At 36.3% G+C, this 23,028-nt stretch carries 17 protein-coding genes; 7 read left to right on the top strand and 10 right to left on the bottom strand.

Annotated features, from left to right (window positions below; all coding sequences use genetic code 11):
• Window positions 1-11: 11 nt before the first annotated feature.
• The 3 genes from ACSZOX_RS09710 to ACSZOX_RS09700 all read left to right on the top strand — a co-directional run bounded on the left by ACSZOX_RS09710 (window position 12) and on the right by ACSZOX_RS09700 (window position 5,367).
• Complete coding sequence (locus ACSZOX_RS09710; protein WP_437919689.1) at window positions 12-2,207, top strand: M14 family zinc carboxypeptidase; 2,196 nt, start codon at window positions 12-14, stop codon at window positions 2,205-2,207.
• Window positions 2,208-2,209: 2 nt separating this feature from the next.
• Complete coding sequence (locus ACSZOX_RS09705) at window positions 2,210-4,480, top strand: prolyl oligopeptidase family serine peptidase (protein ID WP_437919688.1); 2,271 nt, start codon at window positions 2,210-2,212, stop codon at window positions 4,478-4,480.
• A gap of 500 nt (window positions 4,481-4,980) precedes the next feature.
• Window positions 4,981-5,367: a hypothetical protein gene (locus tag ACSZOX_RS09700; RefSeq protein WP_437919687.1), complete on the top strand. Its 387-nt coding sequence runs from the start codon at window positions 4,981-4,983 to the stop codon at window positions 5,365-5,367.
• Window positions 5,368-5,734: 367 nt separating this feature from the next.
• Here the strand turns inward: ACSZOX_RS09700 and ACSZOX_RS09695 are convergent, their stop codons facing one another.
• Entirely contained in the window at window positions 5,735-6,343 is a 609-nt protein-coding gene (locus tag ACSZOX_RS09695) for a hypothetical protein (protein WP_437919686.1), read from the bottom strand.
• Window positions 6,344-6,368: 25 nt separating this feature from the next.
• A complete protein-coding gene (locus tag ACSZOX_RS09690) occupies window positions 6,369-7,985 on the bottom strand; it encodes a reverse transcriptase domain-containing protein (RefSeq protein ID WP_437919685.1) in 1,617 nt (538 codons plus the stop codon).
• Window positions 7,986-8,114: 129 nt separating this feature from the next.
• On the opposite strand from ACSZOX_RS09690, the gene ACSZOX_RS09685 reads away from it, so the two are divergent.
• The 3 genes from ACSZOX_RS09685 (at window position 8,115) to ACSZOX_RS09675 (ending at window position 11,181) form a co-directional block, all read left to right on the top strand.
• Window positions 8,115-8,276, top strand: a complete 162-nt coding sequence (locus ACSZOX_RS09685) for a hypothetical protein (protein WP_437919684.1) — start codon at window positions 8,115-8,117, stop codon at window positions 8,274-8,276.
• Window positions 8,277-8,416: 140 nt separating this feature from the next.
• Complete coding sequence (locus ACSZOX_RS09680) at window positions 8,417-9,676, top strand: hypothetical protein (RefSeq protein WP_437919683.1); 1,260 nt, start codon at window positions 8,417-8,419, stop codon at window positions 9,674-9,676.
• A 197-nt stretch (window positions 9,677-9,873) separates the two neighbouring features.
• Window positions 9,874-11,181: a phosphoribosyltransferase-like protein gene (locus ACSZOX_RS09675; RefSeq protein WP_437919682.1), complete on the top strand. Its 1,308-nt coding sequence runs from the start codon at window positions 9,874-9,876 to the stop codon at window positions 11,179-11,181.
• Window positions 11,182-11,216: 35 nt separating this feature from the next.
• On the opposite strand, the gene ACSZOX_RS09670 is transcribed toward ACSZOX_RS09675, so the two are convergent.
• Both ACSZOX_RS09670 and ACSZOX_RS09665 read right to left on the bottom strand, forming a co-directional pair.
• Complete coding sequence (locus ACSZOX_RS09670; protein ID WP_437919681.1) at window positions 11,217-12,584, bottom strand: IS110 family transposase; 1,368 nt, start codon at window positions 12,582-12,584, stop codon at window positions 11,217-11,219.
• Window positions 12,585-12,858: 274 nt separating this feature from the next.
• Complete coding sequence (locus tag ACSZOX_RS09665) at window positions 12,859-14,226, bottom strand: IS110 family transposase (protein ID WP_437919681.1); 1,368 nt, start codon at window positions 14,224-14,226, stop codon at window positions 12,859-12,861.
• Window positions 14,227-14,658: 432 nt separating this feature from the next.
• On the opposite strand from ACSZOX_RS09665, the gene ACSZOX_RS09660 reads away from it, so the two are divergent.
• Window positions 14,659-15,501 (top strand): reverse transcriptase domain-containing protein, encoded by an 843-nt coding sequence (locus tag ACSZOX_RS09660; protein ID WP_437919680.1) that lies wholly within the window; start codon window positions 14,659-14,661, stop codon window positions 15,499-15,501.
• A 355-nt stretch (window positions 15,502-15,856) separates the two neighbouring features.
• Here the strand turns inward: ACSZOX_RS09660 and ACSZOX_RS09655 are convergent, their stop codons facing one another.
• The 6 genes from ACSZOX_RS09655 to ACSZOX_RS09630 form a co-directional block, all read right to left on the bottom strand.
• Entirely contained in the window at window positions 15,857-16,795 is a 939-nt protein-coding gene (locus tag ACSZOX_RS09655; RefSeq protein WP_437919679.1) for a hypothetical protein, read from the bottom strand.
• The gene (locus ACSZOX_RS09650) at window positions 16,767-19,946 is read right to left on the bottom strand and encodes a hypothetical protein (RefSeq protein ID WP_437919678.1); all 3,180 of its coding nucleotides are present in this window, start codon (window positions 19,944-19,946) and stop codon (window positions 16,767-16,769) included. The genes ACSZOX_RS09655 and ACSZOX_RS09650 overlap by 29 nt, the downstream gene beginning before the upstream one ends.
• Complete coding sequence (locus tag ACSZOX_RS09645) at window positions 19,943-20,638, bottom strand: condensin complex protein MksE (RefSeq protein ID WP_437919677.1); 696 nt, start codon at window positions 20,636-20,638, stop codon at window positions 19,943-19,945. The genes ACSZOX_RS09650 and ACSZOX_RS09645 overlap by 4 nt, the downstream gene beginning before the upstream one ends.
• Window positions 20,608-21,996, bottom strand: a complete 1,389-nt coding sequence (locus ACSZOX_RS09640) for a hypothetical protein (RefSeq protein ID WP_437919676.1) — start codon at window positions 21,994-21,996, stop codon at window positions 20,608-20,610. Before ACSZOX_RS09640 ends, ACSZOX_RS09645 begins: the two co-directional genes overlap by 31 nt.
• Window positions 21,997-22,332: 336 nt before the next feature.
• Window positions 22,333-22,542 (bottom strand): hypothetical protein, encoded by a 210-nt coding sequence (locus tag ACSZOX_RS09635; protein WP_437919675.1) that lies wholly within the window; start codon window positions 22,540-22,542, stop codon window positions 22,333-22,335.
• Between the two features lie 44 nt (window positions 22,543-22,586).
• Entirely contained in the window at window positions 22,587-22,886 is a 300-nt protein-coding gene (locus tag ACSZOX_RS09630) for a tyrosine-type recombinase/integrase (protein WP_437920104.1), read from the bottom strand.
• Window positions 22,887-23,028: the final 142 nt, after the last annotated feature.

Raw genomic sequence — 23,028 nt, 5'->3', positions numbered from 1 at the left:
TCTAAAAAAACATGAAAAAACCAACGTTATTTACCATATGTGGTCTCTTGCTAGGATCTTCAACTTTAATGGGACAGCAGCAAGCTGTTAATTTTAAAGGAGAGGTTAAGAACAGCGAATCGCATTGGGCATATTTACATAGTTTCGAAAATAAAATTTTTACGGTTATCGATTCAGCTAAGATCAGTAATGGAAAATTCAGTTTTAAAACAAAACTGATCCTTCCTGATCTTTACGGATTCTCTGTGGATAGACAAGAGGCGCCTTACTATCTGTTTCTAGATAAGGGGGACAATAAAATTGTGTTCGACACCGAAGGTAGAGGGGCCGGCACCCTAGTGACCGGGTCGCCCAGCCAGGATATATTTACAGAATACCGCAAAGAACGGGTTACCGATATTTCTGAGTTTATCGGGAAATATCCGGACAATATCGTAACAAGCTACGTACTTTATCGAGAGTGGTCCTACAGGCTCACCCCTGAGGAACTTGAAAAGAATATAACATTGCTTTCCCCTGTGCAACAGCAATCAAGGTTTACGCAAGATCTACGTCGAATTATTCAGGCGACAAAACTTGTGGCGATCGGAAATAAAGCACCCGAGATCGTTGCTGTGGACACTTCGGGGAAAACTGTAAGTTTGTATGATAATCTGAAAAAATACACTCTTATTGATTTTTGGGCATCGTGGTGTGGTCCATGTCGGCGGGAAAATCCAAATATTGTCGCTAACTACAAGAAATACAAAGATCTTGGATTCGGTATATTTGCAGTCTCACTTGACAAAACAAAAGAGAATTGGTTGAAGGGTATCCATGACGATGAACTGACCTGGACACATGTCTCTGAACTCAAATATTGGGATAGTGAAATTGCTGAAAAGTATGCCGTTAGAGCTATTCCTGCGAATTTCTTAGTGGATCAGAACGGGGTGATCATTGCTAAAAATGTCAAAGGAGAAAGACTGGGAATAGTACTTGATAGTCTGTTAAACAACGTTGGAATAGGGGGCGTGAAAAGAAATTTTAGAGGGCAGGAGCCTATAAAATATGTTTCTACTGCATCAAAAGCGATTGAACAGCAGGCAAAAGGTATATTTAGCCCGGATCAGCATGTTTTCTTTAGCAATGAGTTTGACGGGGCGCGATTGAATGGTGTTGACCGAAGCGAAGACGGAATTTATCATATCCAGATTGCTCCTGAAAATTCTCCCATAAACTCAAGTCCTTGGTATGCTTTTCAGGTTTGGGCCGCCAAAGATACAACGATACATATCCAGCTGGATTATGCACAAAATTATAAGCACCGGTATGATCCCAAGGTAAGTATTGACGGTATTACATGGGAAAAAGTTGCAGGTGCAAATAGTAACACAGACCGTAGAAGCCCATCTTTTATTTTTCCAATTAAGATCTCTTCATCAAAAAAGTGGATAGCAGCGCAGCCGAACGAATCGTCAACACAGGTTTATAAATGGATCGAAGGTTTAAATATAGGCCAAGATAAGTTGATAAAGACTGAAATCGGAAATACAGCCTTGAATAGACCTTTATATGTCTACGGTGTGGGGAATCCCTCTAGTAAAAAACGTTTAATAATCTTTGGGCGTCAACACCCTCCAGAGATTACCGGGCACTACGCCTTTGCAGCTTTTGTAGAATATCTTTTAGGCGATACCAAGGATGCAAGAGATTTCCGAAAAGAGTATTATTTATACTTTATTCCTGTTGTCAATCCAGACGGTGTTGATCTTGGACATTGGCGTAATAATGCAAACGGGGTAGACCTAAATAGGGACTGGGCTGAATTTAATCAACCGGAAACCCGAGCTATACGAGATTTCTTGGAAAAGGAAATTACCCAAAAAAAACGTGAATTATATTTTGCGCTGGACTTCCACTCTACCGGGAGTGATATCTATTACACTGTCGATCCCAATTTAAAAAGTAGATTTCCAAATTTTGTACCTGACTGGATAGGAAGTCTCAACGGTGCAGTACCGGGGTACGTTCCACATATCAAACCTTTGTATTTTGAAGGTCCGACCTACACTGCTTTTAGTTACCTCTACAAGAACTACAATGCTGAATCATTAGTCTATGAAATTGGGGACGATACCGAGCCACAGTTTATCAAAGAGAAGGCCAAAATTTCAGCGCAGAAACTTATAGAAAAATTGAATACAGTGTCTAAAAAAACAATATAGAAATGATTAGAAATGTATTAATAACAGGTACTATTATTATTGTTCAAAGTCTTGTAGGACTAAATCTGTTCGCTCAAAAGATTCCGGTTCAGGTTACAGATCTGTTAAAAATATCACGGGCAGCTGATGTACAGCTGAGTGCTGATGAAAACTATGTGATATTTTCAATAAGTAATATTGTTTCCGATTCCAGTGCGAGATCAAATGCAAGACCTTCGGGTAATTTTGGGAGAAGAGAGGGAGGTAATGGGGCCGCAATAGGTGATTCACAGGGCGGCGGCCTAGAATATGCCTATAAGAGAGAGCTTTGGATAATCGATCTCAAAAATAATAATACCTTAAGCAAGCTTGATGAAAAAGCAGAAGGTGTAAATCAACCGGTGTTCAGTCCTTCGGGGAAACAATTTGCCTTTACCAGAAATGTCAAAGGTGTATCGCAAATCTTTCTTTATACGCTAAGTACAGGTCGTACAAAACAGATAACGGATCTGAAATATGGCGCCTCAGGCTTAAAATGGAGCCCAGATGGTAAAAGATTGGCATTCATATCCAATTTTACTTTGCAACAGTATGTAAAGGATTACGATGATATCTTCGCAGGTCTTCTCGTTGATTGGAGGAAAGAAAATCAGGATGTGGTTCAAACCGTGTTGCGTCCAAAAGTTAAACCTGATCCAAATGGTAGTGATGAGGCTATTCGTGCCTATTTACAACAGAATGAAAAGGATCAAAAAGCAAAGGTGATCGCTAGAAACTCTTCCAATCCGGAAGAATCTCCAAGAGAGATTGACCAACGGCTATCCCATATTTTTATCATAGATACAATAAGCGGTTCGCAACCAAAGGAACTGACTAATGGTCTGCTCTCTTTTTCAAATCTGATTTTTGCAGGCGATACACGATTGTTCGTGAATGTGAGAGGGGCCGGTGAAGGAAACGACAACCCAGCGGCAGAAGAATTATCCTTTGGCTCAGTTTATAGTGTAAATACCGATGGTTCTGGCTTTCATTCGTTTCTTTCTTCATCAAAAGAGTCATATTCCGTGACCGCGGCTTCGTCAACAGGAAATTGGTTTGCTTTTCAAAGAAGTGTGCCGGGAACAGTGAACGTAACAAGGACTTATGTAAAAGATCTTAAAGTCAAAGATGGAAAGGTGTATCCAATTTCAATTGACAGGTCTTTAAGTAATTTAAAATTCATTCCCGGTGATAAAGAAATCTATTTTGTAGCACAGGAAAATGGGGGAAACACACTATATCGAGGAAGTTGGACCAAAGATAAATATGAGAGACTTACTGTGGAAGATGAAGGTGTATCTGACTTTGATATTCAGCATAATACCGTTGTTTATGCTAAAACAACCGCACAAAATCCGTCTGAACTTTTCCTTAATATAGCGGACGGTAAAAAAGAAAGCCGGTTGACACAGCTGAATACCGAGTGGCTTAAGGAGCGTACATTGAGCCTACCCGAAAAACATAAGTTTACAAATGAGCTTGGCCTTGAATTGGAATATTGGGTAGTAAAACCTGTCGGTTTCGATAAATCGACGAAATATCCGCTTCTTTTGGAAATGCATGGGGGACCTGCATCGATGTGGGGGCCGGGAGAACAAAGCATGTGGCATGAGTTTCAATATTTTGCAGGAAAAGGTATTGGGATAGTGTATGGTAATCCTCGCGGATCAGGAGGATATGGTGAAGAATTTTTACGGGCAAATAAGAGTGACTGGGCGAAAGGTCCATCCCGTGATGTGCTTACGTTTCTGGATAGAACCGTAGCCCAGGGATGGGTCGATACGACCAAGCTTTTGATAAGTGGCGGATCATATGCAGGGTATTTAACAACCTGGATACTGGCACATGACAAGCGTTTCTTAGCTGCGAGTAGCCAACGAGGTGTGTACGATTTTAAAACATTCCTTGGTGAAGGGCGTGTGTGGCATATTATTCCGCGTTATTACGATGGTTACCCATGGACACCAAAAGTAGGAAAACTGTTGCAAGAGGAATCTCCGATTAATTACGTTGAAGCCATCAACACACCGCTATTGATTTTTATCGGAGAAAATGACACACAAGTTGGCGTAAGTCAGAGTGATATGTTATACCGTAGTTTAAAACTTTTGGGTAAACCAGTGGAATACGTGAGACATCCTGGAGCAGGACATGAGGTCACTCGTAGCGGCGATAATCGGCAACGAATAGATCAGATGTTAAGAACCTATGAGTTTTTTGAACGTTATTTGTCAGCTGATAAAAACATCAGGTAATATAGAAAAGCAACTTCCAATATTCTTTTGTAGATCATGCGTAATCTTTAGCACTATAACTTTTGTTGTTTTGAAGATGGTGAGTATTTTTTGTAATACGTATTATCTGTATTACGTTTTGCCAACGTCAGAAAAGGAGCGAAAGCTCCTTTTTATTTGTTAAACTATTTTATCGAAGCACCAAGCTTTAAAATTTCTACTTTACTAGAATATCTATCATTAATGCTCTGATTTTGAATATGCTATATCAACATTGGCGAAAATAAAAGTTTAATCGTTCTGATAAGCTATTGGAGTTCTAAAAATGTTTTCGGTTATAAACACGAGTCGAAGCTATGCAGGACAAAACATTCGATCAAATAGTAGACAAATATTTGGAAATAAACATTGCTCATCCATTTATGGAAGACAACGGGCGAAGTACGCGTATCTGGATCTAGCGAATTCTGTTTGTTGTTCATGAGTTCCTCAAAGAAAATAAGATAAAAACCAAAAGCATTATGGTCCCCAAATTTCTAAGCACCTGCGGTCATATTATCCTGATCTACTTACAGGCATTTTTCTATTGCGATTTATTAATCGGTTGGTTGAGATTGCCAGGTGGTGAATATGGTATGTCACCCTTTCTTCTTCTTTTGTTTGGAGCACCGGTAATGGGATTGTATCTGCTGTATGTTATTGTGTGCTACATCCTATCGCGGCCTACAATACCTACAGATAAGATGATCAAGATTGTGTTTATTGTCAGTGCTGCGCTAGTGATGCTAGCGGGCATTGTAGCCCCATTAGATGTGATCAATTTTGTATTTATTGTATCACTCTTAGTAGCCAGTGTTGTCTCTGGTTTTTTACATAGATTGCTGTCAAAAGGACAAATAAGTAAATAATCTGATTGCTTTCCTTTATATAACAGCATATGGTAGTCTATGAAACCTGTACATTTATATAGAGGATCAAAGCGCTCCAAAAAGGATACGAATTCTTTATCAATTATTCTGTTTAAATATTGATATATTTCATTTTCTGAGGAACAGAAATGATTTGCAACATATACTAGTGAGGGGGACAGTATTATTGAAAACTTATCCTTTAAGGGGTTTGAACTTGTAAAGGTTGGAGTTACCTCTGCTCCATAAAACAATTGGAACTCTTCCATGAGCAGCTCGGTAGCATCCTATAGGTCTTCCATGTCGTAGTACTTGATAGGCGCATGTACTTTGAAAAAATCATGATGTCTAATCTCATATTTTACTTTCATTCCCAGTATCCTTCTCTTTTTAAGTATCCAATCAAAATCTCTAGTTCTTCGTAAACGTCTTGAGCCAATTTATCTATTTTCTTAGAATCTACCCAACCTTTATCTCTGTACTCAGGATCCTTAAAAGGAATAAGGAAATCTGGATGGGGCGATCCATGCATATGAACCGAGGAAAAATCCGTAAATGCCTTTAGTTTATCGTTGAAGTTACCAAAGAGTACTTCTAGATTCTTGTCTATTAGTTTATTCTCCAATAGTCTACTCTCATATTGATAAGTTATTATACTCCCAATTGCTTCATGAGGGTACCCATTCCATGATTCGTTCTGTAAAACTTCCTCCTGAATCAATTTCAGATTAAGAAAGCCTAATAACCTTCTTATGGTTTCTGTATCTGACTTTTTGATGATCTCATTGGATTTATTGTCGTCTCGCTGTATTTTTAGTTCGATTGTCAATATTACTATGATGATTATTAAAGAAAATATAATAGACAATTTCCAATCACCAAGCAATAAAGGGAGTGAGAAATGATTCGTAAGATAAGTAATAAGCACTGGAGCGATCACCAACGAAACATACCACTTTGAAAGAATTTTACTCATACCACTTTGTTTATAAATTAAGAAACTACCAATTCTTATTCACCAAATGCTTATTTATAGCCTGTCCTATAATTTGTCTTTTCTTTTTAAGTTGACGCGAGAAGGAGTTTGTCTCAAACTGCCTTTTACAACGCTTGATGTAAGAGAGATAATTTGAATGTTGTTTTACTTCTACATCCCTGTGATCAAACATAAAATCACCACGATCATTTATTATGAGCGAATAACGTTTACGGAACACCTGTTTATTCTCTGTCTTGTTAGCATGTTTTAATGGTGAGTTATATAGCTTCTTCACCTGGTTAAGGTATACAGCCCTAGGTATGGTTGGATTGTGCGCAGATAGACGTACAGCACGACGTGAGCGTCGCTTTACAATCTCTATAACACGACGGTAGTATTTCGCGATGTTAGTCGATTTAATAAGTGTATTATAACCTCTAAATTCAAACCCTAGATAATTCAGTGGACAGTCGACGACTTCTTTTTCACCAACGATTTTAATAGAAGTAATCCTTTCATCTCCATTTTTGTTAAAGACAGTCTTTCTAAAAATAAACCGTTCCGTCTTTTCTTTACTGATTTTCACCTTGAATTTTAAGATCAGTTCATTGACAAACTCGTCAACATAATCCATTTCTTCAGGTTTACATAGGATAAGTATATCGTCAGAATACCTGCGATAGTGAGCGCCAAGTTTCCGAGAGATCTCGTTAATTATAGTACGGTCAAAATCAATTAGATAAAGATTAGCTAGAATTGCACTCACTGGTAACCCTTGCGGTATGCCAATCATTTCATTCTTACCATTCTCATCTCGATCTCCACGAAATGGATTCTTGTATATAGGTAGCCGTCCTTCTTTAATCGCGCGCCTAAAATCCTCGTTGGATTCGAAGAAACATTTATACCCTTTTTTCCGCCTTATCTTTGCCAATTTAGATTCGTCAAAATGTTTTTTTCCCTTCTTTTTTAGATCATCGTATAAAACATAACTAAAATTGGTGCAAGATTTAAACACATTATAGTGATCAGGAGGTAGTTCTTCTTTATCTATTGCATATGCCCAGATGTTGTATAATGTCTTATGGTGCAGGGTAGAGAAAAAGCTCTTTAAGTCAATTGCCAACACGCCCACTTCACCTTGCGATTCTACCCGATTATTAATCTCTCCAAATACCTCATGAGCAAAATGAATATTGCTCTTACCACTACGGTCAGTTTCACTAATAGGAATAGATCTGTATGCGAGTACCGCCTTATCCAGTTCTTCATCCTGTTTCAGTTTCCCTTCGTAAGCTGTTCCTAATAGGTACGCATAGTATGAATACACGAGCGAATCAAAGTGGCTAGAGTAGTGGAGAGGCCTATTCTTGACAGACTTGTCAGTTCCATTGCCATCTTTACGCTTGTGACTGTGTCCTCTTGGCTTAGATTCTTTTATCTGGTGTTTCTTAGGGTCAGCTTTTTTATACTTTCTGTCCGCTAAGATGCGATGTATTAATGGGAAAAAGGCATACCTAGCCACATACTTTGGAGAGGTTACCTTACGATAATAATCCTCCCAATTTGTATGTACACTCAATGAAGGCGTGATGTGCATGTAGCCTTTGCTCTGTAGCCAGTCTGGTTTTCTTTTCATAATTTAAAAGTGGCTTAGCAATGGGCTATCAATAATGCATCTTGTTTACATAACCACCATATGGTGCGGATCAGGACCCAATAACTGAGTCATTGTCAATTCGATAAACATAATAAAGCAAATCAGACTATGAGAAATTATTCAATTAGAATCATTATCTTTGTCTTGAAGATGATACTCCAACATTTAGATGGTGGAATACTCACAAGCTTCATTACAGAGATATTTATAAACGGAGTCGTTGAAGTGTTCAAGACGCTGTTTAATAAACATCACGCCTACTATTTCTAGTAGTAAAACATAGGAGTTGAAATCCTAGAGGTTCTATAATCCTACCTAATTGTAAACTGCTGTTTATCCCATTGCGTAAGCCATTCAAATTTATTAAATTGCGACAACAATTAATAATTTAAATAATAATTTATAATTAAATGGAAAAGGATGACCATCCAACCGCAGTAGCAGCGGAGTTACCATCTGTTGTGGTAGCGGAAGCTATTCAAGTTGAAAGTAAAAAAATCCCTGATTACAAGGAACCGAATGAAAGATGTCCCATTGGTTCTATTGTCTCGACAAAAGCGCATCCATTCCGTCAGTCTTCTTCGAATGTGGTTATAGCCAGTTATAATCACTTTACTCCACCGTTAATGGTTGTGGTTGAAAAGAAATATGGAACAAAATACAATATGACCTCAGGCGAAAAAGAAGATAACGATTCATACAAATGTTTTTACTATTCTACGCTATCTGGTACTATAGAGGAGAATTGGTTCAAGAAAAAAGAGTTAAACGTAATAAGTGAAGGAGAACCTAGTTTTTTTGAAAAATCAAAGAATATTAGTTTAGAAAAATTAAAAACTAAGTTTTTTGGACAAATGGCCATTCTGTCTACTGTTGATTTAGAATTAGGAAAGCAGAAAACATGGTCAGATTCCGATAGTGAAAAAGAAAAGCTGAAGGTAAATAATCTATTAGATTTTTTACCACCATTAGGTACGATAGTTGATTTTAAATTTAGTGATGATTATCAGAAGTACAATGAAAAAGAAGGAAAGATAAGTCATCGTAAGTCTAAAATCATGGTTAAGCTTAGGTGGTTGAATAATATTACATCCAAATATAGTGAAGATTATTTCCCGATGGTGGGACTCCGGCTAATAAAGAAGGAGGAGTTAGAGCTTAAAAATTACTTGCCGTCGCTTTATTACTTATTGGATGCAAAGATAGAGCTAGAGGGGAGTGGAAGAGGTGTTGTTTCCAAAATCCCTGTTAAGTTGGAACGAGTTGTTTGGAATCATTATTACTATAAGTACTCTTTTACGAATCTATTTACTCAAACCTCGATTGAGAGCGATAAAGTAAACCAACAAGAACCTTCAGATCTAAGTGGCATTCTCAATATTGATGCGTATAATAGGGATACACTAACTCATTTTTCTATAGAAAAAGCTAGCCTTGTCAAAGATAAATGGTACGAAATAGAGTATTCAGATAAGAGTGAAAGATATACCAAGCGTATTGTAAAAGTCATTGAACTAATAGAGGAGCTGCAAGAAGATGAAACAAAAAAGCGAATCTTACAAGCGAACTGTCTATTAAGGAACGGCAAAATTAGGCATTTCAGGGTAAGCCGTATTAAATCATACAGGGAACTAAATGAAGATTTTGTTAAAACTTTTATTGGTTCATAATCCCATGTTAATTAAAAGGATAAGATAAACCTTTTTAGTATAATTAGCGGATTATTACTACGAGACTTATTGCTATATAAAGTTTTTTGTCCAGAATATAAGTGAGGAGAATATTTCTATCCGTAATCTATGCTATAGGGAGATGGAATCTCAATTTATAAATGCAGCTATTTTACAATTAATAAAGACACTATATCATGCCACATGAGTTTCAATGGAGTAAAGCTAAAGCAAGGAAAATAGAGCTTTTATTGCCTAGGCTTAAATATTCGGTATACCCAACTAATATAGCTCAGTGGTTGGAAAATTTTGAAAAAGATGAAGTAGAACATATGATTGATCTACTTCGGGTTTTTGAATATATACCCTTCAACGAATTTATGTTTAGGTTAGATAGTCTACTTAATCTGATATTCAAAAAGTTTCCTAATGTAGAAGATCGCATTTTAATTTATCCTTATGGTAAGGTTGGCAAGAGTGGAACACTGGTTACTTATCCTTTGCGTAATACTAGAGCATTCAAGAAACGTGAATCTGACGCAAAGAAGATGTCAACATTGAGTAAGAAAGAAGATTATAACATTATAACTCATGATTACGAAAAAATTACAATTTCAGAAGATGTAAAGTGCGTGATTTTCCTAGATGATTTTGTAGGAAGCGGAAATACCTTTATTGAAGAATATGGAAAGCCTGATGTTCAAAAATGGCTAAAAGAAATGAAAATTTCCAAAGTGTTTTTGTTAGCTTCTATTGTAATGGAAAGTGCTGTTGAAAAGATTAGGAGCCGTTTTTCTAATGTAGAAATAGTAGCCGAGAGACGTAAGAAAATTTTGCCTACCATAAAAGCGGCTAAATTTCTTTTTTCAAATGCAAACAACGTGGAAGATATAGTCAGGAAATATGGAAACTCAATACCGGTTAAACCACCTCCTAATCAGTACACACCACTAGGTTATGGAGAGTCTGAATCTTTAGTCTCTTTCTTTCATGGAACACCAAACAATACTTTGCCTATTTTTTGGGGCGACAGTAAATGGAAACCTCTTTTTCCAAGAAGATCTGAAACTAAGATGGATCGCGCGAAGATAATAAAGAGAGATATTAAATACTATTTAAGTCTTTTTGATAAGATAGGTTATGATTTGTTAGAAGGAGAGAGGATAGTGGGAAGCTTTCCGGATGGAAGGACTGATCGATTTAAAGAGAAGAATCAACAAAATCACGCAGTTATCACCTTAATTTATCTCATATCTTTGGGTCTAGATGCAATAATAATCTGTCAAATACTTGGTTTGACAAGAGAAGAACTAGATACAGTTTATAAAGAGTGCCGTGTAAAGAAGCTTATATCAAAAGGGGGTGAACTTACATTTAAAGCGCGTAGTATTTTACAACAATTACAAATGAAGAAGCGTAAAGATTCAATTAGAAATGAAACGACATATAATTTAGAAATCAAAAAAATCTTATATTTACCCCGTTCAATTAACGGGAACACCTAATCGTTAGCAATTACCTTTTTCTGTACAACCAAAACCTAAACATCAGATAGAGAGTTTTTTATAAAAATCTTTTCTAACTCATCCTTGCTTAGCCCCAGCGCAGTAATTCTTTTCTCTATTTGCTTAATTTTAAGTGACATTTGCCTTGCGCTGGTAAGCTCTACCAGTTCTCTTTTATAAGGTTCCTGCTTAATTATCATGTTCCATATAATAACGGCTAATTTCCTTGCGGTTGCAATAATGGCGGCTATACGGCCTTTCCTGAATGCAATCCTTTTAAAAAATGGAGTAAGTTCATGGTTTTTTTGATTACCTATGGAATTGGCTGCATGGCGAAGTGCCTTTGCTATGTAGTTTTTTCCCGAAGCTGTCCGGTTGCTGATGATACGCCCACCACTAATCTTATTATTCGGGACAAGGCCCAGCCAACATGCAAAACTTTTGGCCGAGGGAAACTTGTGTAAGTCGTGCCCCATATTAGTTAAAAGGCACAGGACAGCATTATAGCTTATACCATTTATCGCAAACAGGTCGGTATTAAAATAATTGAAAGATATATAGGCAAGGTCGAATGACGGCGCATGCTTATCCCGCCGTTTCTTATTTTGTTTGAATTTTTTCTGATCAGCCTCCGTTATATCCTTATTAGGTGCGGATTTTATAAGCAGGCTGTGGATAACCTGATCACACTCCTTAATCTTATGTTCATACAATTTATAGAATTCAAGACAGGCCTGAAGTTCAAAAAGAAGTTCATCTCTCCACCAACCATGAAGTGAATCCGTTATTTCCTGGCGTGTCTTTTTTACGCGATTACTTACCAAAGCTGAGAGACGTTCTGGATCGCGTACTCCTGAAATAATGGCCTCAATAACCGCCATCCCCGATTGACCTGTAATATCATTAATTGCAACATCCAACCGAATGTTCATCAGACGTAGGGCCTTTTGCATCTTACTGGTATAACGTGCAGATTGCTCCACCAAGTGGGAACGGTGATAGTAGTAGGTCCGCAACTGCTGGAAGGTGTCAGTTAAGAGCAAGCTCCCTGAAAGTAGTCCCAGCGAATGAAGCTTTTGAATCCACATACAGTCTAGTACATCGGTCTTACGTCCCTTGACATTCTTAGTCTGGCTCCCTGGCACCAAGAAAACTTCAAATCCTGCAGCTTGAAGTGATGAAAACAATGTTTGCCAGTAGCTCCCGGTGCTTTCCATTGCAATGGTCATAATCCCCTGTGCGTAGAGATATGTAATAAGCTCTTCATGATCTTTGGTATAGATCCCAAACTCCCTTACATCTTCTCTTGATTGATTAACTGCAACCATATGGCTGCGAGATCCAACATCAATGCCTGCTGCATTGGGATGGATAACTTTAAATGAATTGTCGTGTTTTCCCATGATCCAAAAATTAGAGACTTCAGGGATGCTATAGATCGTTAAAAGTTTTCTGTACGGGATTCTCTTTTGAGATCACCATTTTATTCATCAAATGTCCTGCAAAATGAAGAACATAAAGCATCTGGCCCAGATTTTAAGAAGGACTTTTTAAGTACCACTAAAGGCGAGGGGCTCACTGAAAGTCAATACAATTTACGAATTTTAGCCGGCTTCGTTGTATTGGCAATTCCACAGGCACGGCCGCTGTAGAACGATTTTTCTGTACAACCAAAACCTAAACATCAGATAGAGAGTTTTTTATAAAAATCTTTTCTAACTCATCCTTGCTTAGCCCCAGCGCAGTAATTCTTTTCTCTATTTGCTTAATTTTAAGTGACATTTGCCTTGCGCTGGTAAGCTCTACCAGTTCTCTTTTATAAGGTTCCTGCTTAATTATCATGTTCCATATAATAACGGCTAATTTCCTTGCGGTTGCAATAATGGCGGCTATACGGCCTTTCCTGAATGCAATCCTTTTAAAAAATGGAGTAAGTTCATGGTTTTTTTGATTACCTATGGAATTGGCTGCATGGCGAAGTGCCTTTGCTATGTAGTTTTTTCCCGAAGCTGTCCGGTTGCTGATGATACGCCCACCACTAATCTTATTATTCGGGACAAGGCCCAGCCAACATGCAAAACTTTTGGCCGAGGGAAACTTGTGTAAGTCGTGCCCCATATTAGTTAAAAGGCACAGGACAGCATTATAGCTTATACCATTTATCGCAAACAGGTCGGTATTAAAATAATTGAAAGATATATAGGCAAGGTCGAATGACGGCGCATGCTTATCCCGCCGTTTCTTATTTTGTTTGAATTTTTTCTGATCAGCCTCCGTTATATCCTTATTAGGTGCGGATTTTATAAGCAGGCTGTGGATAACCTGATCACACTCCTTAATCTTATGTTCATACAATTTATAGAATTCAAGACAGGCCTGAAGTTCAAAAAGAAGTTCATCTCTCCACCAACCATGAAGTGAATCCGTTATTTCCTGGCGTGTCTTTTTTACGCGATTACTTACCAAAGCTGAGAGACGTTCTGGATCGCGTACTCCTGAAATAATGGCCTCAATAACCGCCATCCCCGATTGACCTGTAATATCATTAATTGCAACATCCAACCGAATGTTCATCAGACGTAGGGCCTTTTGCATCTTACTGGTATAACGTGCAGATTGCTCCACCAAGTGGGAACGGTGATAGTAGTAGGTCCGCAACTGCTGGAAGGTGTCAGTTAAGAGCAAGCTCCCTGAAAGTAGTCCCAGCGAATGAAGCTTTTGAATCCACATACAGTCTAGTACATCGGTCTTACGTCCCTTGACATTCTTAGTCTGGCTCCCTGGCACCAAGAAAACTTCAAATCCTGCAGCTTGAAGTGATGAAAACAATGTTTGCCAGTAGCTCCCGGTGCTTTCCATTGCAATGGTCATAATCCCCTGTGCGTAGAGATATGTAATAAGCTCTTCATGATCTTTGGTATAGATCCCAAACTCCCTTACATCTTCTCTTGATTGATTAACTGCAACCATATGGCTGCGAGATCCAACATCAATGCCTGCTGCATTGGGATGGATAACTTTAAATGAATTGTCGTGTTTTCCCATGATCCAAAAATTAGAGACTTCAGGGATGCTATAGATCGTTAAAAGTTTTCTGTACGGGATTCTCTTTTGAGATCACCATTTTATTCATCAAATGTCCTGCAAAATGAAGAACATAAAGCATCTGGCCCAGATTTTAAGAAGGACTTTTTAAGTACCACTAAAGGCGAGGGGCTCACTGAAAGTCAATACAATTTACGAATTTTAGCCGGCTTCGTTGTATTGGCAATTCCACAGGCACGGCCGCTGTAGAACGATTTTAAGGTGTCACAGTGCCTTGCGCTGTGATTTAGTGAGGCGTCTTTGCGTATAGTTTGATAGACTAATGCGAATACACAGAGTCCATCAAATATTTCGTTGGACTTCTGTCCAACAAAATATTTGATGGACTCTGAGAATTTACATTAAACATTTAAGATAGTAGTAACGATGACAGTGTTCCCGATTGAACAATTTATAGCTAATGCTAAAGAAGCTAATCGATCAGATGAATTTTTGGACGAAGCTAAAAATTATATATTTAATCTTGAAGTAGAAGGATATCCAGTTTTGTTTTCCTTAGTACATTTGTCTATTTCAATGGGAGTTGAATCTGATTATATCCGTGCTCTTACTAGTGGTAAAAATCAACTTGTATCATCAGACCCTGCATATAACACCAATTGTAATTCCTATAGAGAAACCAGATACAAATATTTTAAGTTGAGAAAGAGATCAAATGGCTTTAGGACAATATCAGCGCCACATAAAGATTTGAAGTACATCCAAAAATGGATTTATTTTAATATTCTTTGTAAGCATAAGTTATCTTCCTCTTGTAAAGGATTCGTGCCAGGATTGTCAATTAAAGATAATGCCAGAGTACATGAAGGGGCATCTACAATACTCAAAATTGATTTGCTAAAATTCTTTGATACCATTACAGAGAAAAGGGTGTATGGTGTTTTTGCGTCGATGGGCTATTTGAAGAATTTATGTGTTACAATGGCTCGACTTTGTTGTTGTAACCATAGAGAAGATTATTGGGATAGCTATAGTGAGCAAGACAAAGAGATTCTTTTCGACCTATTCAAAGAACGCTCAGCAGTTCTTCCCCAAGGAGCTCCTTCTAGTCCAATGTTAGCGAATATCATCGCAAAAAGAATGGATGAACGATTTGAAAAGCTATCAGTGTGCACGTCACTAAAAAGTATCGTAAGGATATTATGCGACATATTTACTTTTGTAGAAAGTACGGGGTTGAAGATACCTAAAAAGGCAAGGAACTTTTTTTGCTAACTATAATTCAATGAGTTTCCATGATTGGCTTTATGGTAGTATCTGCTTTATTAATTCTATTGATTCCGAATATAGTAAAAAACTACTATCGCAATTTAATAAAATTGATTGGATGGTATAATTGATATGAGTAAGTTAATTGTTATCATTCCAAATATAAGTCAGGAAAGCTTTTCTGATATATAGTTGAAGATAAGTGGGGCTTTTCCGTAAAGCAAACAACTATTTGAAATCAGAAAACAAACACTTTTTTCAAATGTCGATCCTGATGCATTAGATTAGTTTTGATTTTTAGCAGGAAAATAGAATTAATTATGTAAATTTTCTTTACATGAGAACAATTACTGACCTAACTCTATGAACTTCTTTCTGCGTTTTGTATCATCTCAATTAAATCATTTGTTTCTTCCATTATCCATTCATTGTTTTTAATAAGCTCCTGTATAAGTAATTTCTCTTGATCACTAAAGATACCGGGATTTAATCCAGATACGAAGTCATTATTTGCCGTCGATTTCCATAAACTTTTATGCTCTGTTTCAATAATAGATTTTTTAACTCCGTTTGGAAAAAGGAGACGGATATTTGGTAGTATATTTTTCACCATTTGATAGATTTGTAATCCATCATGATCCCAATCACAGGAATAATAAATCGGTAGGGTAACATCTCCCGAGAATTTTAGTTTCGCAACGTTTTTTCCTCCTGCATACCAAAGTTCAATATTGTGCTTACGTGGCCTTGAAGGACGTTTTAAAAAATCTAGGTTTTCACATAGAACAATTTTTTCAGGTTTTTCACATTGTAAGACATATTTATATTGTTGATCCTTATCGTTTGCAAGAGAGTCAATCAGTAAAATTGATTTGACTGCCGAAACAAGACTCTCAGATTTTTCGAGATATTTTTCATTCTTAAAAAACATTTGTGATACCCCCCTGACAGTTTCTTCTGCGACTACTATCTCGTCTCGTACTGTAAGCAAATCACCTGAATCCATTCCGTTTTTTATTTCCATTAAAATCTTAATATCTGACTCCCGAAAGCGAATTTGAGGTGTAAGTAAATCATTTGTTTCCAGAAAAGATAGATATGAGTTAAACTTGTCCAGGTGTGTTTTTTCATAAAACTCCTTAAAGCCAGGACCTGCATTGATTCGATTTATACCTAGCTTTAGTTCGCCTGTTTGATCTATGAGAAATTGAATATCAGTGTCGTTTATAAGACTTGACCGCATTATTGTAAATTCATTGTTGTAGATATCATTAAGAGCTTTCAGTACTGTCCAGTTCATTGCCGCTTTTCGTTTGGTTATTCAAATATGTTAATAGGTTTTGTTTTGTAAGATTAGTTTTAAAATAACTAGAGGGTATAGGATAATTAATTTCCGATATTTCTTTTCCTGGCAATAAATGATGTAGATACCATCCCTGGTCGGAATCTGATCCAAATGGTTTAGGTGTCATTGTTATTATTTGGTAATCAAATTCATCAGCAATTTCAGGGAAATTATTAAAGTTTGTCTTATCAAGATTTGCTGTTTCCTCTAGTATAATAAACCGTATCCCCGTCCGATTTTGAGATTGGATTTTCGACAATCTTCCAATTCCCAGAAGAACCTTTGCGGTATATGTTTCGCCTGTACTACCAGAAATTTCATTACCGTTTTCATCTAAAAGTCCAGCATCCAAATTGAAATATGTTCGCGGATCAAGAAGTTCCTTAAACCCCATTTTCTTTTTGTAGTTAACAGCTTTCTTGAAAAAATCTTCCACAAAGCTTTCAACAGATTTTCCCATTGGAAGTTCACTTGGTTTAAAAGCCTGTTGCGATTGACTTTGTAGTTCTGTAATCCAATTTACAGGGATTTCCTTATTTGGTAAGAACTCTACCTGAAAATAATATTTTTTGCTAATTTTTCGACCTTTAAAAAATAGATTTAGATCTCTAATTTGCCTTTCATATATGTCATAATTATTTTTTGTCTTAGCAAAAATCTTAAGCATGGTCTCATGTATGGAATCAATAAGATTGTGTCTAGATCTATTAGCTGTTCTAAGTTCCTCGGAAATCTGGTCCTTAAAGTGTATTTTTCCTAACAGTATTCTTTCCAAGAGGTCAAAATTATAATTGCCTCCCTCGATTTCCATCGTAAGCTCTAAATTTTTCTTACTTTTTGTTTCGTCAAAATTTTCACAAGCTGTCCTATAAAGTGACTCATAATTGGCCTGGTCGCGGGTAAATACAGTTTGTGTTTCCCTCATCTCGTTTTCACTGGATTCTAAAACTTCAACTCCCAAAAGTTCGTCATAAGAATTTTCCATTTTTGTCCTTTTTTCGATATAGTCAATATATACCGAACGTTCTTGTTGTTGCCTTTCTTCAAAATCTCTTTTTATTGTGGGAATTGTAGTATCTTTTAGTACGCTGAGTTTCGCATCATCACTGATATATCTTTGTTTAAATGCATTATATTTTCTTTCACGATCTCGGACAAGATCGGCTTCTTTAATCTCTATTGAGGTAAGGTCTGACGTATCTTTAATATTAGCTGAATTAAGAAGTTTTGAATATTTATCCGTAATTGTTTTTAATTCGGCTTTTAATTTTTCTATTTTATCCTTCAGTTGTAGAGCAAGTTGAATTGTCAAATTTAGATCATCTTGAATTGCATAATTTTTTAATCTCTTGTCAAGCGAAGACAAAAAAGGTACTGATTCAATATCAAAATGGATACCCCTTTCAAAAGCTGTTATATTATCTCTTTCATCTTTCAGTTTTTTCAGTAAAGTATCATTACTATTAAGCATTTCTGAAATAGCCTTCTCACGTAAATTTCTATCATTTAAGATGGGGGTATGAGCTAATGGCTTTATATAGATGCTCAAATCTTTGAAGCTATACCAATAACCGGATAGGTTTTCATGTTTGGTAATATTCTCCTCTGCCAGAAACTCAAAACCTTCCGCAAAAAAGTCTACTATTTCATCATAGGGTTTTTGCCACCGAGCTTTTATAAAATGGAATAAAACCGCTTCCTGAGCAATACTTATTTCTAAATTAGATTTTAAGACTTTTTCTATTAAAGAGTTGTCACCGGACTGTGCAAAAAGTTTTTTTACCATTTGCAGATATTCTGTCTGCGCAGATATCTCTTTTTTTCTATCATCAAGAATCTTCATTTGTTTTTCCAGTTGCTCCACTACAGCTGAAAGACTTTTGTAATCATTGTAGATAGGAAGTAATTCTTTACAATACTTAATTACTTCACTGTCTTGAAAATCATCGATGTTGGATAATCCTGTCAAAGATTCATTTATCGTTGGTAAGTCTTTAATATCAAGAGCTGAAATCCTAGATTTTAATTCTATGATTTCTTGATCCAACTCTTTTGCATTTTTAATAATTTCAAGTCTCTCTTTATTATATTGATACATTCCCTTATAATTTATAGAAAGGGCTTTCATGCGTGGTACCTGGGTTTCTAATAGGTCAACTTTATCCAAAAGAGCTGAATACTCTTTTTCCGTCTCGCTTAAACTGCTTTTTACTTTATTCCAGATAGCAAGATAATAACCGGTCTTTTTGATTAGATATTCCTTTCCACTGTCTTTATATTTGTCTTCAGAAGTTTTAAGTTGGTCAAGTGTTTCTTGCTTTCTTTCAAGATCATTGATAAACTTTTGTAGATCCTCAAAATCCAATAATAACTTGTCTATTTGTGTTTTATGTGATTCGAAAGATTCTTCCAGTTCTTTTTCATTACCGTCAAAAAGAAATTCTTTTAGCGCATCTGATTTGTCGCCTTCACTTCGAGCTCTTGAGAAGGACTGTATAATTTTGGCAAAAGCTTTCAGACTACTTTGTATACTTAAATTTATAGGGAGAATGTCCCTGTCAAATAAATTTTCATAATGCTCATCCTTTTTGTCTCGGGTACTGAACGATTCAAAGTACAGACCGTATTTGTCTCTAAATTTTTTACTTAATTCGTCAACCAAGTAAATTTGACCTGCTTCATTTATAAAATTAGCGTGAGTAGGAATTTTTTCGATAGGGAAGGCCCTGTCTTTAAAATCTTTGGTACTGTCGGGATCAGATGTAATTAGAAATGGTCTAAGTGGTCTGTTTGTAGTATTTGGAATACAGACGCCGAGACATATGAATTTACCATGATCAACTTCGATCGTTAGGAAAGCATAAGCATCTCTGCATCTATATGCAAGTTTGTGAATCTGCCGGACCTCTTTTTTATATCCTTCTGTCCCGAATTGGAAGAGTTGACGATCATTGATGAATATCAACTGAAAAAGATCGGCAATAATTGATTTTCCAACTCCGTTAGAGCCCGTGAAGTCGGTTCGTTGTGGATGAATTAAATAATCTTGATTATAATGTTTCAATATCCCAACCGTCGATAAGGAATATATTAGAGGGTTTTTCATTTCTTGTTCTTCTTTTGCAATATCTGTTCAACGAACGTGTCAAAATGACTGATTTCATATTGATATAAAGCAGCAAACCTATTGATGCTTTCCTTGATAATAAATAGGATATCCCCGTCACCCTCACCAGCGGGTAGCAGTTTGACCCAGCCGAGTTGATCCAGTGTTCGCAGTACTCTTTTATAATTATCCATTGCAGTTTTCCACTCTGGATCACTGTAAAAATCTCTTACCGCATTGTTGAAAAAAATTTTTTTATATGATGGAGAGAGATCACTATTCATAATTTCCTGTTCTAAAATTGACCTATTGATTGTTTTGGTGCGATCAAACAGGCGGTCATAGTACATGTTGAGTAGCATGAAGGCAATGAGAGATTCCCATGTCGACATTTCTCTATGTCGATCATTGGAATAAAGCCTACCTTTTCCTTCTTCAGGAAAGTCTAAGTAGTAGTATTCTATGTTTTCTGATTTTTCTCGCTTTAGTTCCAGTCCATATAATGTCCTATAATAAAATTGAAACTCGGAACTGTAATTATTTACCAGGGTAAAGATATAACCTTCCCCTGTTTGAATATGTCTTCCCCGCAGCAGTTCGATATTAAGGTCAGCAAAATGTGCTTTTACATCCGAGAAGTTTAAAAAGCTAAAATCGTGATCTACCTCTCTATTTGTATATTCGAAGTCCATGTAATGATTGGTTTATTATAATATTGTGGATTTACACTACGATCTATAATTAATTCATATTTTTTGCTTTCGTGTGCATATTGAGTGATCTCATGGACAACCTGAATTGCCGTTTCTTCATCATTTTCATTTTCAAGTATATTATAAAATTCTTCTGTTAAATCTAACTTTTGATGATGGTCCAAAAACTTTTTCAAATTATTTACAAGCCCTGCCGTTCTTTGCTGACGCGTTAATTCTGCTTCAATCAACTGAATTTCGGATTGATGGTATTCAAAATCTTCTGGAACATGTATAACTAAATTACTTTGTGATGGATTTTTATAAAGGTTAGGCAGTACGCTTAGTTTGAATTTTTCCTGAATAATATATTTTTTGGAGTATCCTTCAGGAAAAATCAATAGTGTTTTGTCCACCATACTATTCTCCATTGTATATTCAAACAACCTTCGTAAATTATTTCTGAATTGGCTTTGGTGCCTCAGAAAATCCTGCAGTTCATTAAGTTTGGTACTAGCATACTGTATGCGCTCTCTCAGTTGACCTAATTTGTTGTCCACTATACTGAAGAATGATAATATCTCTTCTTTAATATCTGAAGCGCGTGAAAATGCGTAGTGCAACTCCTTGAATTCTTTTTTCTGAATGTCTGACACAGGGGTTCCATATTCCTGCGTTTTCCCGTAAAAGTGAGAAACAACTATGTCAATCTCGTACTGCAGACTATTACCTAATCTTAGGGTATCTCTTATTTCGTCTGCTTTTTCAGCAAGACCAGAAAACACTATTGAGAAATCTGAAACAATTGATTTAGGATCAAGATCTGAAGAGTATAATAATTTATTTAGCTGTTGAACAGCTTCTTTTACTTGGTTTTTCAATTCTTCAAGATGATCAAAAACGTTTTCACGGGTAGTGGCTTGAAATCCTTGGTTAAACCAGCTTTCGAATTGATTGATTTCCTTTATATCACTGGCTGCAAAGTTTGTGTATCTTTTAAAACTTTCCCTGAGCGGGAATTTCCTAAATGGACTGTTTAGTTTGTTTTCTATTAAAAGGATAAACTTTCTTGAGTATTCTGTTAAAGTATATAAATTTTTTTGTTCGACTGGTCTTTCAATAAAATATGTAAGGAGGTTTTTAAGTAATCTTTCCTTATTTGGGATATTTGAATTTGGAGGTAGGAGAGAAGCTGTCTCTTCAATCGTCCTTTGTATATCTTTATTAGAGAAATTTGAATCTATTTCTCCAGTTTTGACCTTTTCATGTAATGATACTATCAACAAACCTTCTTCCATTGAGGGAATCAGTTGGTGATATAACTCTGCTATCTGGCTAGTAATATTTTGTTTTAGCATCGACTTATCCAGCTTGAATTTATAGTTATGGCTATTAGAAAGTAATGAAAATTTTATTCAATATCTTTATAACAAGTTACAAAAAAATATTAAAAATGAGTGTAAACATAGAAAACTCGATTTCTTCTATATTACGTTTGTACGTTTATGTTTTCCATATACATTAAAGAAACTTTGGCAAAATATTCAAATGTTTTACCAGGTATAAAAATGCGTATGTCTGGACTCATTCAGCTTAAAGTAAGAATCCTACTAAATTTAATAGCAGGATTCTTAATACGGGAAATACTTTAGAATATTGTAATCTTAACTATTGCAATTCAACAAAACTAACCTCTAATCTTTTTGTAGCATTTTTTTGATTTCATTCAGTGCCTGTGAAATCAGTTTTAAATTTGCGCCTTGTGAAAAACTCGAGGGGTTTCTCTTTTTGCTATCGCCAATGCAAAGACTTTCGGAAAGCTGCTCTACTATATCAGATGGGGCTTCGTAGCTAATGTCTTTTTTCACTTTAGAAAGTTTTTCTTTCAATTGTTGCATTTCCACACTGATTGACTCCTATTCGGTGATAGCATATTCCTCTGTCTGCTTTACCGAATAGTGCCCATCATCTCCTTAACCACATGGATTGGAACACCATTCTTTAGCGTGACGGTACTTCCAAATGTCCTCCTTGCCTTATGCGTATTAAGCTCACCTGACAAATCGCAGATTGTAGCAATTTCTTTGACGTACTCATTCATTTTTTGGTTGGATTTTACTGGTAGTACAGACCCGCGCTCTACACATAGCGGATGATTTTTGTAACGCTCCATAATTTCAATCGCTTGAGGCAAAAGTGGAATATCTGTCTTTGATTTTGATTTTTGTCGATTTGACATAATCCGCAGGCTTCCGTCGATTCCATTTTTAATATCGCTAGCCTTAAGCTGATACTCCCTATTTGGTCAATATTTAATATCTCGGGCTTACCAAACAAGTAAGTCTACCTATTTGAGTAGTATGATAATACTAATCCGGTGAATTTTAAAT

The organism is Sphingobacterium sp. LRF_L2, assembly GCF_965644235.1.
GTDB lineage: Bacteria > Bacteroidota > Bacteroidia > Sphingobacteriales > Sphingobacteriaceae > Sphingobacterium.
This window is presented reverse-complemented; position numbering and strand designations above follow the sequence as displayed.

Bases quoted from the DNA above. Each gene is read 5' to 3' on its own strand.
- ACSZOX_RS09685 (WP_437919684.1), top strand. From the start codon at position 8,115: ATGAGAAATTATTCAATTAGAATCATTATCTTTGTCTTGAAGATGATA.
- ACSZOX_RS09700 (WP_437919687.1), top strand. From the start codon at position 4,981: ATGGTCCCCAAATTTCTAAGCACCTGCGGTCATATTATCCTGATCTAC.
- ACSZOX_RS09670 (WP_437919681.1), bottom strand. From the start codon at position 12,584: ATGGGAAAACACGACAATTCATTTAAAGTTATCCATCCCAATGCAGCA.
- ACSZOX_RS09650 (WP_437919678.1), bottom strand. From the start codon at position 19,946: ATGAAAAACCCTCTAATATATTCCTTATCGACGGTTGGGATATTGAAA.
- ACSZOX_RS09655 (WP_437919679.1), bottom strand. From the start codon at position 16,795: ATGAACTGGACAGTACTGAAAGCTCTTAATGATATCTACAACAATGAA.
- ACSZOX_RS09665 (WP_437919681.1), bottom strand. From the start codon at position 14,226: ATGGGAAAACACGACAATTCATTTAAAGTTATCCATCCCAATGCAGCA.
- ACSZOX_RS09695 (WP_437919686.1), bottom strand. From the start codon at position 6,343: ATGAGTAAAATTCTTTCAAAGTGGTATGTTTCGTTGGTGATCGCTCCA.
- ACSZOX_RS09690 (WP_437919685.1), bottom strand. From the start codon at position 7,985: ATGAAAAGAAAACCAGACTGGCTACAGAGCAAAGGCTACATGCACATC.
- ACSZOX_RS09710 (WP_437919689.1), top strand. From the start codon at position 12: ATGAAAAAACCAACGTTATTTACCATATGTGGTCTCTTGCTAGGATCT.
- ACSZOX_RS09680 (WP_437919683.1), top strand. From the start codon at position 8,417: ATGGAAAAGGATGACCATCCAACCGCAGTAGCAGCGGAGTTACCATCT.
- ACSZOX_RS09645 (WP_437919677.1), bottom strand. From the start codon at position 20,638: ATGGACTTCGAATATACAAATAGAGAGGTAGATCACGATTTTAGCTTT.
- ACSZOX_RS09675 (WP_437919682.1), top strand. From the start codon at position 9,874: ATGCCACATGAGTTTCAATGGAGTAAAGCTAAAGCAAGGAAAATAGAG.
- ACSZOX_RS09705 (WP_437919688.1), top strand. From the start codon at position 2,210: ATGATTAGAAATGTATTAATAACAGGTACTATTATTATTGTTCAAAGT.
- ACSZOX_RS09640 (WP_437919676.1), bottom strand. From the start codon at position 21,996: ATGCTAAAACAAAATATTACTAGCCAGATAGCAGAGTTATATCACCAA.